Annotated in this window: 12 protein-coding genes; 6 read left to right on the top strand and 6 right to left on the bottom strand. The window is 72.0% G+C overall.

Translation table 11 applies throughout. The annotated features are described in order from the left end of the window. On the bottom strand, nt 1-633 hold a 633-nt coding region (locus tag G3I40_RS37700), incomplete at its 3' end, for a GNAT family N-acetyltransferase (RefSeq protein ID WP_343245145.1). Nucleotides 634-643: 10 nt separating this feature from the next. Beyond that, on the bottom strand, nt 644-1,870 hold the full coding sequence (locus G3I40_RS37695) for a serine hydrolase domain-containing protein (RefSeq protein ID WP_164559318.1): 1,227 nt from the start codon (nt 1,868-1,870) through the stop codon (nt 644-646). A 374-nt stretch (nt 1,871-2,244) separates the two neighbouring features. On the opposite strand from G3I40_RS37695, the gene G3I40_RS37690 reads away from it, so the two are divergent. Genes G3I40_RS37690 through G3I40_RS37670 form a run of 5 tightly spaced genes read left to right on the top strand, consistent with a single transcriptional unit; the run spans nt 2,245 to nt 7,396 of the window. After that, nucleotides 2,245-3,813: an ABC transporter substrate-binding protein gene (locus G3I40_RS37690; protein ID WP_164559317.1), complete on the top strand. Its 1,569-nt coding sequence runs from the start codon at nt 2,245-2,247 to the stop codon at nt 3,811-3,813. A gap of 1 nt (nt 3,814) precedes the next feature. Then, on the top strand, nt 3,815-4,891 hold the full coding sequence (locus tag G3I40_RS37685; protein WP_164559316.1) for an ABC transporter permease: 1,077 nt from the start codon (nt 3,815-3,817) through the stop codon (nt 4,889-4,891). Next, complete coding sequence (locus tag G3I40_RS37680; RefSeq protein ID WP_164559315.1) at nt 4,888-5,730, top strand: ABC transporter permease; 843 nt, start codon at nt 4,888-4,890, stop codon at nt 5,728-5,730. Before G3I40_RS37685 ends, G3I40_RS37680 begins: the two co-directional genes overlap by 4 nt. Continuing rightward, nucleotides 5,727-6,485, top strand: a complete 759-nt coding sequence (locus G3I40_RS37675; protein ID WP_164559314.1) for an ABC transporter ATP-binding protein — start codon at nt 5,727-5,729, stop codon at nt 6,483-6,485. Before G3I40_RS37680 ends, G3I40_RS37675 begins: the two co-directional genes overlap by 4 nt. Continuing rightward, the gene (locus G3I40_RS37670; RefSeq protein WP_164559313.1) at nt 6,482-7,396 is read left to right on the top strand and encodes an ABC transporter ATP-binding protein; all 915 of its coding nucleotides are present in this window, start codon (nt 6,482-6,484) and stop codon (nt 7,394-7,396) included. The genes G3I40_RS37675 and G3I40_RS37670 overlap by 4 nt, the downstream gene beginning before the upstream one ends. A gap of 150 nt (nt 7,397-7,546) precedes the next feature. On the opposite strand, the gene G3I40_RS37665 is transcribed toward G3I40_RS37670, so the two are convergent. Next, nucleotides 7,547-8,287, bottom strand: coding sequence for a class I SAM-dependent methyltransferase (locus tag G3I40_RS37665; RefSeq protein WP_164559312.1), 741 nt, complete (start codon nt 8,285-8,287; stop codon nt 7,547-7,549). 301 nt (nt 8,288-8,588) lie between these two features. Between G3I40_RS37665 and G3I40_RS37660 the strand changes: the two genes are divergently transcribed. Next, entirely contained in the window at nt 8,589-9,251 is a 663-nt protein-coding gene (locus tag G3I40_RS37660) for a phosphatase PAP2 family protein (protein ID WP_164559321.1), read from the top strand. Between the two features lie 12 nt (nt 9,252-9,263). Here G3I40_RS37660 and G3I40_RS37655 read toward each other — a convergent pair whose 3' ends face one another. The 3 genes from G3I40_RS37655 to G3I40_RS37645 are packed head-to-tail and all read right to left on the bottom strand — an operon-like array spanning nt 9,264 to nt 12,371. Continuing rightward, nucleotides 9,264-10,589: a glutamate-1-semialdehyde 2,1-aminomutase gene (locus G3I40_RS37655; RefSeq protein ID WP_164559320.1), complete on the bottom strand. Its 1,326-nt coding sequence runs from the start codon at nt 10,587-10,589 to the stop codon at nt 9,264-9,266. A gap of 7 nt (nt 10,590-10,596) precedes the next feature. Beyond that, the gene (gene rfbC, locus G3I40_RS37650; protein WP_164559311.1) at nt 10,597-11,148 is read right to left on the bottom strand and encodes a dTDP-4-dehydrorhamnose 3,5-epimerase; all 552 of its coding nucleotides are present in this window, start codon (nt 11,146-11,148) and stop codon (nt 10,597-10,599) included. Beyond that, entirely contained in the window at nt 11,145-12,371 is a 1,227-nt protein-coding gene (locus tag G3I40_RS37645; RefSeq protein ID WP_164559310.1) for a polysaccharide pyruvyl transferase family protein, read from the bottom strand. The genes rfbC and G3I40_RS37645 overlap by 4 nt, the downstream gene beginning before the upstream one ends. Between the last annotated feature and the right edge of the window lie 91 nt (nt 12,372-12,462).

Genomic DNA, 12,462 nt, shown 5'->3' with positions numbered 1-12,462 from the left:
GAGCCCGTGCGCGTCCGCGTCGAGCCCCGGCGCCGCGTCCACGGGCGCGAGCGCCCGGTGGCGCGGTGCGAGGCAGCCCTCGGCGACGGCCGGGTCGGTCAGGTCCCAGCCGACGAGCAGCCGGTCGGAGCCCTGGCCCTGGTTCACGCCGTCGTCCATCACACCGTAGAAGTCCGGTAGATACTCCTCCACCACCGCACCCAGCTTGGCGAGATTGAAGTAGGCGTTGCGGCTGACCAGCGGGTCGTACGTCCACGTCACCTTGGGCAGGGCACGCTCCAGCGCCCACGCCCGCTGGTGGACCTTGAGCGCGAAGCCGACGCTGTGGCCCCGCGCCCGGACGTCGACCCCCGCGATGTGCGAGTGCAGTCCGCCCCTCGCGAGGAAGCCGACGCAGACGCCGACCAGCCGGTCGTCCTCGTACGCGCCGGCCACGTAACTGCCGGAGTGCTCGAAACCCCGCAGCAGCGCCATGGTGATCAGCGGGCTGCCCGCCGGGGGCCGCCACACCTGGTCGAGCAGGGCGCAGGCCGCCCGCAGTTCCGGCTCCTGCGCCAGCTCCCTGATGGTCACACCGGACCGTCGCTGAGCCAGGTCGGACGCCGCCACGGCTGCCTCGACGAGTGCGCTCACGCTGTTCTCCTCAGAACTGCAAGGGACGGGCCGGCGCAGGCGCGGCCGTCCGTGCGGGGCCCGCATCGGCGCCGGCTCCCGTCGGGGGACAGAACACCGCCTGCATCAGGTCGGTGGAGATGCCGCCCTGGTCGACCCAGTCGCCGTTGATGTCGGTACTGGCGACCTTCGAACCGTCGCGCAGCCCCATCGCCCACGACAGCGAGCCGTGGATCGTGCCGCCGTGGCCCCACACCGTGGTCCCGCACGACAGCGTCTGGGCGATCATGCCGAGCCCGTACTCGGTGTTCGGGATCCAGTTCACCGTCGGTACGGTGGTGAACATCGCCTTCTGCTCGGCGGGACGCAGCAGCCGGCCGCTGAGCAGGGCGCTGTAGAACCGGTTGATGTCGCCGGTCGTGGAGATCATGTCGCCGGCCGACCCGGCCCAGCTGGGGTTCAGCTCGGTCACGTCGTACACCGGGGCCGCGGGGTCGGGCACCAGGAGCTTGGAGTACGCCTTTCCGTGCGGTCCGAGGATGCCGGTGTTCCGGCCCGGCAGGTAGGTGTGGGTCAGGCCGAGCGGCACGATGATCCGCCGGGTCACCTCGGTGGCGAGGGGGTGCCCCGTCACCTTCTCCGCGATCATCCCGGCGAGGATGAAGTTGGTGTTGGAGTACGCCCACGACGTACCCGGCGCGAAGTCCGGGGCATGGCTCATGGCCGTCTTGACGAGTTGCCCGGGCGTCACGCTGTCGAAGCGGTGCTCGAGGAAGCCCGGGCCGACCAGGTTGGCCGCGAACTGGGGGTCGTTGGTGTAGTTGAAGATGCCGCTGGTGTGGTTGAGCAGTTGCCGCACGGTGATCCGGTTGCCGTCGTGCCCGTTGCCCCGCACCACGCCCGGCAGCCACTTCTCGACGCTGTCGCCGAGGGCGAGCCGCCCCTCGCCCACCAACTGCAGCAGGACGGTGGCCGTGAAGGTCTTGGTCGTGCTGCCGATCCGGAAGCGGTCGCCGGGCCGCAGCGTGCGCCGCGTGGTGGTGTCGGCGACGCCGGCGGTGCCGAACCAGCGGGCGGAGCCCTTGAGGACCTCGGCCTGGATGCCGGGAGCGCCGCCTTCGCTCACCGCTGCGTCGAGCACCCTCTGGACGGCGGCGTCCCCCGTCGTGGTCCGCGCGGTGGCGGAGACGGCCGGCGAGACGGCCATGGCCATGGCCGCGATGCTCGCGATGAGGACGGCTCTGGAACGACGGAACATGGGGCTTCCTTTCGTGGCGGGACAGGAAGGCACGTACTCCCGGACGGCAGGTGACGCCGGGAACCGACATCGTCGCGAGCCGGGGCGCCCCGTGGCTAAGGACGACAGGACACAATCCGGGCCGCCTCTTGGTGCCGCGCGACGAACCCGGCCGGGCCGCGGACCCCGACGGCACGTGGCAGGCGCCCTTCGTCCGCCGGTACATACGCGCGCACTCCCCTTCGTGCGACGGTCCGAAGAGGCGTCCGGGCACCTGCCCTAGCGTTCGCTGATACCCCGTCATGACCTGCACTCCCTGCATGACGTGGCTGACGTGCACGGGCCCGCACGGCCCCCGACTGCCTCGCGCTGCCGTCCGACCTGGAGGTCCTCTCATGGCGTCCCGCACTCACTCGACGGCCCTGCTGCTGGCCGCCGCCCTGGCGCTGTCCGCCTGTTCCGGCGGCGGCTCGCCCGCGCCGTCGGCCGGCAGCAGGACGCTGGTCGTCGACACGTCCTTCGACCTCAAGACGGCCGACCCGGGACGGATGTACGAGGCGACCGGTCTCTTCCTCGGCAAGGCGGTGTACGACACGCTGCTCACCTTCGACGGGGGCGACGTGACCAAGCCGGTGCCGGGCCTGGCCGAGTCGTACCGGCTCTCCGACGACGGCAAGGTCCTGACGCTCACGCTCCGTGCGGGGGCGAGGTTCAGCGACGGCTCCCCGCTGACCGCCGACGACGTGGTCTTCTCCCTGACCCGCCTGCGCGACATGAAGGGCAACCCGTCGTTCCTGCTCGACGGGGTGAAGGTGGCCAGGACCGGCGACTCCACGATCACGCTGACGTCCAAGGCGCCCAACCCCGCGCTGCCGTACATCCTGCCGAACCCGGTGCTCGGCATCCTCAACAGCAAGGTCGTCAGGGCGCACGGAGGAACCACGGACACCAAGGACAAGGCGGAGCAGTACCTCAACTCGGCGTCCGCCGGCTCGGGTCCGTACGTCATGGAGTCCTTCGACGTGAGCAACCAGGTCGTGCTGCGCGCCAACAAGGAGTACTACGGCGCCGAACCGGCGTACGACAAAGTCGTCATCCGCAACGTCGAGGCGGCGACCCAGAAGCTCAACGTGCAGCGCGGCGAGAGCCAGGTCGCCCTGAACCTCTCCGGTGACCAGGCCAAGAACATCGCCGCCGGTCTCCAGGTGAAGCGGTCCGCGTCGGCCAACGTGATCTTCCTGTTCGGCACCCGGAACAAGGCGGTCAGCAAGACGACGGCGAACCCAAGGTTCATGGAGGCGGTCCGCAAGGGCGTCGACTACAAGGGACTTCTGGAGCTGGCCGGCGAGGGGTCGGTGCAGGCGCCCGGCATCATCCCGTCCCAGCTGCTGGGCGCGCTCCCGCCGGAGCAGGCCCCGCGGCGGGACGTCGCGGGGGCCAGGGCGGCGCTGGCGGCGAGTGGGCTGACCCGGCCGAAGGTCGAGCTGGAGTACCCGAGCGAACTCACCGTCAACGGACTGTCCCTGCAGCCGCTGGCCGAGCGCGTCCAGTCCAACCTCAAGGAGGTCGGCATCACCGTCGACCTCAAACCCACCCCCCTCACCACCGCGGCGGACAACTACCGCAACGGAAAAGAGGAGATGGGGCTGTGGTACTGGGGCCCGGACCACCCGGACCCCAGCGGCTACCTGGTGTTCCTGCCCGGCAAGCCGGTGGGCCTGCGCCTCGGCTGGAAGGCGGGCGCGGACGAGGAACTGGAAGCCATGGGTGAGAAGGCGGCCACCGCGATCGGCGACACCGCGCGCAAGCAGGCCTACGCCGACCTGCAGACCCGGCTCAACTCCACGGGCCCCTACGTCCCCCTCCTTCAGCCCGGCCAGAACATCGTGACGGCCGCCTCCGTGACCGGCCTCGCCTACCACCCGATGTGGACCGTCGACCTCGCCGACCTCGGTGCGAAGTGACATGACGACCACGACCACGGACACGGCACCCGCACGCCGACGCGTCCCGCGCCGCAGCAGACCGCTGGCCCGGTTCCTCGTCCGCAGAGTGCTCGTCGCGCTCCTGCTGGCCTGGGGCGTCACTCTGGTGACGTTCGTCCTGACCACTCTGGTGCCGGGCGACCCCGCGGCGGCGAACCTGGGCCAGCAGGCGCTCGGTGACCCGGCGGCGGTGGCCCGGTGGCGGGCCGACCACGGGCTCGACAAGCCGCTCCCCCAGCAGTACCTGGTGTTCCTGCAAGGGCTGTTCCACGGCGACCTGGGCACGAGTCAGCAGTCGCACCGGCCGGTCGCCGCGGACCTCGCGGAGTTCGTGCCGGCGACCCTGGAACTGGCGGGCGCCGCGATCCTCGTCTCCCTGGTGCTCGGTGTGGCGTTCGGCCTGATCGCCGCCCTGCGCCGGAACCGCCCGGTGGACCACGCGCTGCGGATGGTGAGCCTGATCGGCGTCTCGGTGCCGACGTTCTGGCTGGCGCTCCTCGCGTTCTACGTCTTCTTCTACCGCCTGCGGATCACCCCGGGCAGCGGCCGCGTCGATCCCGGCCTCGGCGCCCCGCACCACCTGACCGGACTGCACACGGTGGACGCGGCGCTGACCGGCCGCTGGGACGTCTTCACCAGCGCGCTGGGCCATCTGATCCTGCCCGCCCTGGTGCTCTCGCTCTACACGATCGGGCTGTTGACCCGCTTCACCCGCAGCGCCGTGCTGGACGTCCTCGGCCAGGACCACGTCCGGGCCGGCCGGGCCAAAGGGCTGCCCGGCCGGGTGATCCTCTTCCGGTACGTGCTGCGCTCGGCCCTGGTGCCGATCATCACGGTGGCGGGGCTCGCGTTCGGCAGCCTCCTGTCGGGCACCGTCCTCGTCGAGTCGATCTTCGCGTGGCAGGGCGTCGGCCAGTACGCGTTCAAGAGCGCCACGGCCCTCGACCTGCCCGCCATCATGGGAGTCGGCCTGGTGGTGAGCGGCGTCTACCTGGCCATCAACCTGCTCGTGGACGTCCTGTACGGCGTGATCGACCCCCGGGTGAGGCTGCGATGAGCCGGCTGCCGGAAAGATGGCGGCGGCCTCAGGCGGTCGCGGGCGCAGGGCTCGCCCTCGCCTGGCTGGTGATCGCCGCGGCCGCGCCCCTGCTCGCGCCGCACGACCCGCTCGCCCAGGAGCTGCCCCGGCTCGCCGGACCGGGCCCGGGACACTGGTTCGGCACCGACCAGCTCGGGCGCGACGTGCTCAGCCGGGTCCTGTACGGCGCACGCGTGTCGATCCCGCTGACCCTGCTCCTGGTCACCCTGTCCGTACTGGTCGGCGGGGTCCTCGGGGCCGTCGCCGGATACTTCGGCCGGTGGGCGGACGAGGGCATCATGCGACTCGCGGACCTCGTCTTCGCGTTCCCGACGATCATCCTGGCCATGGTGGTGGCGGCCGCGCTCGGCGCCAGCCTCACCCACGCGGTGCTCGCCGTGCTCGTCGTGGCGTGGGCGGCCTATGCCCGCGTCGGCCGCGGCCTGGTCCTCGGCGTACGCACGCAGGAGTACGTCGTCGGCGGGAGGCTGCTGGGCTTCACGGTGTGGCGCTCGCTGCGGGTGGACGTCCTGCCCAACGTGGTGGGACCGATCCTCGTCCTCGCCACGCTCGACATCGGCACGGCGCTGCTGCTGCTCTCCGGACTGTCGTTCCTCGGACTGGGCGCCAAGCCGCCGTCCGCGGAGTGGGGGGCGATGGTGGCCTCGGGCGTGGAGGTGTTCGACAGCTGGTGGGTGGCGACGTTCCCGGGCCTCGCGATCCTGACGGTGGTCCTCGCCTTCAACTTCCTCGGCGACTCCCTGCGCGACGCCCTCGACCCCCGCACTGCCCGCACCGTCAAGGAGCGTGCGCTGTGACCCTCACGATCACCGGTCTGCGGGTGACGATCCGCGGCACGCAGATCCTGTCCGGCGTCGACCTCGCCCTGCACAAGGGGCAGGTGCACGGCCTGGCCGGCGAGAGCGGATCGGGCAAGACCATGACCGGCTTCGCCGTCCTCGGGCTCCTGCCGCACGGCGCGCGGGCGAGCGGGCGGATCGAACTGGCGGGGCGGGACCTGCTCCGGCTCCCCGACAGGGAGCTCAACCAGGTGCGCGGCAAGGACGTCGCGATGGTCTTCCAGGACCCGTCCACCAGCCTGCACCCCATGCTGAGCGTGGGCAAGCAACTGACCGAGCACATGCGCCTGCATCTGGGCCTCGGCCGCGCCGAGGCCCAGGCACGCGCCGTGGAACTGCTCGCCAAGGTCCGCATCCCCGGCCCCGCACAGGCCCTCCGGCGCTACCCGCACCAGTTCTCGGGCGGGATGCGACAGCGCATCGCCATCGCGGTGGCGCTGGCCTGCGACCCGCAGGTGCTCATCGCCGACGAGCCCACCACCGCGCTGGACGTGACCGTGCAGGCCGGGATCCTGCGGCTCCTTCGCGGCCTGTGCGACGAACTCGGTCTCGCGGTCCTGCTCGTCACCCACGACCTCGGTGTCATGTCGGCGATCGCCGACGAGGTCAGCGTCCTGCGGGGCGGCCTGGTCGTGGAGTCGGGCCCGCGGGAGTCCGTGCTGCGCGCACCCGCGCACCCCTACACCCGCTCCCTGTTGGAGGCCCTGGCATGAGTGCCGAGACCCTGCTGCGCGTCGACGACCTCGTCATCGAGCACCGCTCCCCCGGCCGGCCCGCCGTCCGGGCGGTCGCCGGGGCCTCGCTCACCGTCGCCCCGGGCGAAGTCCTGGGCCTGGTCGGCGAGTCGGGGTGCGGGAAGTCGACGCTGGCCCGCGCCGTCTGCGGGCTGCACGCGGTGGCGGGCGGCTCCCTGACCTTCGACGGCCGGCCGATCCGCCCGCTCGGCCTGCGGCGCAGGCAGGCGACCGGTATCCAGATGGTCTTCCAGGACCCCTCCACCTCCCTCAACCCGCGGCGCCGCGTCGGTGACCAGATCGCCGACGGCCTGCGTCTCGTCCGCGATCCCGACGACCCGGCCGGGCATCTCGAACGCGTCGGTCTGCCCCGCGCGTTCGCCGCCCGGCATCCGCACGAACTCTCCGGCGGACAGCGCCAGCGCGTCGCCCTCGCCCGTGCGCTGGCCGCCCGCCCCCGGCTGCTGATCGGCGACGAACCCCTCTCCGCCCTGGACGCCTCGGCCCAGTCCCAGGTCGCCACCCTCATGCGTGACCTTGCCGTGGACGCGGGCGCCGGGCTGCTGTTCATCAGCCACGACCTGTCCGTGCTGCGGCTCGTCGCCGACCGGATCGCGGTCATGTACCTCGGGAAGATCGTCGAGACCGGTGGGACCGCCGCGGTCTGGGACTCGCCCCAACACCCCTACACGCAGGCCCTCTTGCGGGCGGTCCCGCGTCCCGACGGCCTCGGCACCCTGCCCGCCGAGCTCGCGGGCGACGTCCCCGACCCGTCGGACCCGCCCTCGGGCTGCCGTTTCCATCCGCGCTGCCCGCACGCCTGGGATCTCTGCCGGGTGAAGGAACCCGATGTCAGTCCGACGGCGTGCTGGCTCCACGCGCCCTCGTGACCGTGGAGGCGTGCGCGGGGGTCCTCGTCCGTCGCCCCGGGGTCAGGGGAGCACACCGGCCCATCCATGGCCGGTTCCGACGGGAAACGCGGTCGGCCCCTTGCGGGCGGAACCGTTCCGTTCTCCGATCGTCTCGGACAATTTCCGTGCTTATATCCGCCGGAACACGAGCAGTTCGGTCCGCCCGCCACTGAGCGGCACGAAATGGCTGCCCAGTAGCGTAAGGCCGCGCTGAGCCAGACGCTCCAGAAGCCACGAGCGCGAAATCATGCCGTAAAGGGTCGCGCCACTGGAGACCCAGTTCTTCGTCATCGCGTCGTCGAGGCAGTTCTCGTTCACCACGTCGAACGCGACGATCCCGCCCGGGCGCACGACCCGCGCCATCTCGTCCAGATACCCGATGGTCACGACGAGCGGGACGTAGACGAACACCTTGTGCGCGTGCACCAGGTCCACCGAACCGGACGCGGTGGCGCTCAGCGTTCGGCCGTCGGCGGGCCGCACGAGCACGTTCGGCAGCGCCCTCAGACGGGGCAGCCAGTCCCCGGCGGTCTCGTAGATCTCGTACGTGTCCGGGTGCGTCGCGGCGATCACCCGGGCCGCGTACCGGCCCGAACCAGGCCCGATCTCGCACACGCGCTCCACGTGCCCGCCGAGGTCCGCCTCGCGCAGTATCGCGTCCACGGTCCCGGCGGTCGCACCCGGAGCCGCGCTGTAGCGGTCGATGTAGTCCTCCACGGACGTTCCGGCCCGCCGGGCCGCCGCCAGCGTCTGACGGGCCGGCAGGAAGGGCTGGATCGCCGGATCATCACTGTGCCCACGAACCACCTGCACCCCTAAAGGACGCAGTACGCGGTTCGCCCCCTCACGTGCGGAACTCAGCACGGACATTGCTACCCCCTCGCGAATTTCCTCGTAATTGCAGCCTGCCGCAAAAAGAAGGGACGCACGGGCAGATCCGCCATACCCGTCGGGAGTTTCGCGCCATTTCCCCGATGGAAAAACATGTACTGCCGCAACAAGCACCCCATGCGCGACTGTTCATGAACATAACAAGAAGAAATCTTGACCCTTCCGACAGCCGTTCTTTGGTTAGGGTGACGCGGAGGGCGGTAATGGCCGCCCGGGCGGATCGGACACGACAGGGGGGCTCGCGTTGGATCGCCTGGCCGAAGAGGAGCGGGAAGCCGGCGTGCAGGACCGGCCGGCATCCGCACTGCTGCCCCCGGCGCTGCGCCCGTGGCTCGGGCCGACCGCGCTCCTGGCCGCGCTGGTGGTCGTCGCGCTCGGCATCCTGTACGCCGGTCACGAACAGCCCGGCAGGGTCGACAGCTGGCTCAACTCGCCGACGGCGGACAGCGTGCGGCCGCCGTGGCGCGGCGTCGCCCTGGCCATCGACTTCCTGGGGGAACCGGCCGGGTCCGTGCTGGTGGTCGCCGTCGTCGTGGCGGGCTGCCTGCTGCTACGGCGTCCTCGCCATGCCGTGCTCGTCGTGACGGGCGCCTGTCTGAGCGTAGGGCTCGCGACCCTGCTCAAGCACGTGGTGGGGCGCACCATCCACGGTGACGGCAACCTGTCCTTCCCGAGCGGGCACACCACGTTCCTCACCGCGCTCGCCCTCGCGACGGCGCTGCTCGCCACCGCCCGGCTCCGTCCCGGCACGGCGGCCGCGCTCTCCCTCGTGCTCGGCGCCGCCCTGGTCGCAGGTGCCACGATGGGCTGGGCCCAGGTCGCCCTGGGCGCCCACTACCCGACCGACGCCCTCGGCGGCTGGTGCACCGCGCTGGCGGTGGTTCCGGCGACCGCCCGGCTGGTGGACAAGGTCGCCGACGACGCCCGCTGGAATCGTCGCTGACGACACGTCATCTCACACCAGGCGGCGGAAGACGGGCTTCACCGGCCGCCCGCCGAGCCACGGCGTGGGGTCACCGGCGTCCAACGCCTTGCGGTACACCGCGCATGCCTGGGCCACCGCGTGGACGGTGTGGTCGATGTCGGTCTCGTCGAGCGCGCTGCTCACCACGAACGACGGGGCCAGCACCCCGCCCGCGAGGAGCCGGCGCAGGAACAGCGTGCGGTACTGCTGCGACGGTTGCCGGTTCTCGTCGAGGGTGGCGAAGACCAGGTTGCTGGCGCGGCCCCGGACGAGGACGTGGTCGCCCACGCCCATGGCGGCCGCGGCGTCGCGGACCCCGGCGGCCAACCGCTCGCCCAGGGCGTGCAGTTGGGCGGTGATGCCCTCCTCGACGTAGGTGGCCTGCACGGCCATCGCGGCTGCCAGGGAGTGCGTTTCCGCGCCGTGCGTGGTGGAGAGCAGGAACACGCGGTCGCCGCGGTGGTGCAGTCCGCCCTGCTCCATCAGGTCGCGGCGCCCCGCCAGCGCGGAGACGGCGCAGCCGTTGCCGAGCGCCTTGCCGAACGTGGAGAGGTCGGGGACGACGCCGTACAGGCTCTGGGCGCCGGCCTCGGACCAGCGGAAGCCGGTGATCATCTCGTCGAAGACGAGGACGCAGCCGTGCCGGTCGGCCAGGGCGCGCAGTCCCTCCAGATACCCCGGCGCCGGCTCGGCGTGGCCCGCGGGTTCGAGGATCAGGCAGGCGATCTCGTCCTGGTACCGGGTCAGGAGTTCCTCCGTGGCGGCCAGGTCGCCGTAGGGGAACGCCACCGTGAGCTCGGTGGTGGCCGCCGGGATGCCCGCGGACATCGGTGTGGTGCCGATGAACCAGTCGTCGACGGAGAAGAACGGATGGTCGCCGCAGACGGCCACCCGCGGCCGCCCGGTGGCGGCGCGGGCGAGGCGCACCGCGGCGGTCGTGACGTCGGAGCCGTTCTTCGCGAACTTCACCATCTGCGCGGTCGGCACCGTGGCCAGGAAGCGCTCCGCCGCCTCGACCTCGACGACGGACGGCCGGACGAAGTTGCTGCCGCGGTCGAGCTCCCGGCGCACCGCCTCGTTCACCCGGGGATGCGCGTGGCCGAGACTGACCGACCGCAGCCCGGAGCCGTACTCGACGTACTGGTTGCCGTCGATGTCCCACACGTGGGCGCCGCGTCCGTGGCTGATGACCGGGGCGAGGTGCTCGGGGTACTGGTCGTCGCCCTTGGCGTACGTGTGCGCGCCCCCGGGGATCATGGCGTGCAGCCGCTCGTTGGCCGTGCGCGACCGGGGCAGCTGGAACTCTTCGGGGTCCACGTCCATCTCAGTTCTCCCTGTGCTTCAGGACCTCGGCGAGGCGTGGTGCCTGCCGGTCCCGGTCCGACATCGCGTGCGGCGGCAGCGGCCAGTCGATGGCGAGATCCGGGTCGTCGAAGGCGATCGTCACGTCCTCGGCCGGATCGTGCGGGCGGTCGATGCGGTACGAGGTGTCGGCGGTCTCGGTCAGCGCCTGGAAGCCGTGCGCGCACCCCGCCGGGATGTACAGGGTCGCCTGCGTCTGGCCGGACAACTCGAAGGTGGCCACGGTGCGGTAGGTCGGCGAGTGCGGCCGCAGGTCCACGACGACGTCGAAGATCCGCCCGTACGAGCAGCGCACCAGCTTGGCCTCGCCGGCGCCCGAGCGCAGGTGCATGCCGCGCAGCACGCCCCGCACCGAGCGGGACACGCTGTCCTGGACGAAGGCGTCCGGGTCGAGGCCCACCGAGCGGACGACGTCGGCGTCGAAGGTGCGGCAGAAGAACCCGCGCTCGTCGGCGTACGGCGTCGGCTCGAACAGGAACGCCCCGGATATCTCCGGGACTTGTGTCGCCTTCAAGGAGTCTCCAACGGTGCGTGGGCGGGGGTCGTTCCGGACGTCGGGACCAGGACGTCGGTCAAGTCGGCGAACTGGTCCTGGAGTTCGCGGTCGGCGACCAGGTTCCGCTCGGCGAGGGTGCGGCGCAGCCGGGCCGACCGCTTCTCCACCTCCCGGAACTGTTCCAGCAGGCGCTCGGCGTCGACCTCACGGGCCGGGTGGCAGTACGCGGCCAGGCCCATCCGGTCCATGAGCGCTTCGCTCTTCGCCGCGTAGCTGAGGGCGAGCGTCGGGGTGCCGACCTTCAGGGCGCAGATCAGGTTGTGGTAGCGGGTCGCCACCACCGTGTCGGCGGCCGCGGTCTCCTTCATCAGGTCGGCGAGCGAGGCCGCGTCGGCCGCGGTGACCAGCGGCGAGTCCACCGCGTCGAGGATCGCCGTGACCACCGGCGCGTCGCAGGCGTCGCCCGTGAGCAGTCGGACCTGCCTGCCGTCCTCGACCAGCGCGCGCACGAAGCGGGTCGTCCCGTCGAGGTAGCGGCGGTGGATCTCCTCGGCCCGCGCCCGGTCGTCGTTGCCGCCGTGGAAGTCCATGACGCCGACACAGACCGGTCCCTGCGCGCCCGGTGCCGCGTTCCGCGGCGGCGTCGGCAGCGCGAAGGCGAGGTCCGGGTAGACCTTGTCGCGCCGGGTGTCCACGCCCATGTCGCGCATCGCGTCGCGGGACAGGGAGTCCCGGAACGAGCGGTACGTGGCAAGCCGCGCCGACCAGCGCACCAGGGCCCGCGTCGGCCGGTTGCCGATCGGCGCGGCGCCGACGCCGACCAGCGCGACCCGGGTGCCGCTCAGCCGGCCGCTCGCGCAGAGCAGGAACAGCGCGTACGGGAAGCCCCACGGCCGCAGCGGCAGCGTGGCCTCCAGGACGCCCATGCCCGGCACGATCACCACGTCGTGCCGCCGGACCCAGGCCGCGGTGCGGAACGCGTCGACGAGCTTGCCCACGCCCTTGGCCGCGATCGCGCCGGCCCGTGACGCGGTCCGGTACTCGCCCCGGTTCCAGTGCAGCCGCGTCGCCGGGATCCCGTACCGGGTCGTGACGACCTCCGGTCCCCCGCACAACGCGTCCACGACCACCTGCGGGTGCGCGGTGCGGAGGTGGCCGAGGAGGGCCTCCAGCGAGCCGTCGTTGCCGAGGTTGCCGGAGCCGAGCAGCCCGAACACGCCCACCCGCGGTGCCGCCGTCATGCCCCTCGCCCCTCTCGGCCCGCGACGAGGTCGTCGACGCTGACGGTGAGTCCGGCGGGGTCGACCGGGGCGCGGTCCTCGACGCGCTCGC

The organism is Streptomyces sp. SID14478, assembly GCF_010548525.1.
In the GTDB taxonomy this organism is placed as follows: Bacteria; Actinomycetota; Actinomycetes; order Streptomycetales; family Streptomycetaceae; genus Streptomyces.
The sequence above is the reverse complement of the archived record's forward strand: the minus strand, read 5'-3'. Positions and strand labels throughout refer to the sequence as shown.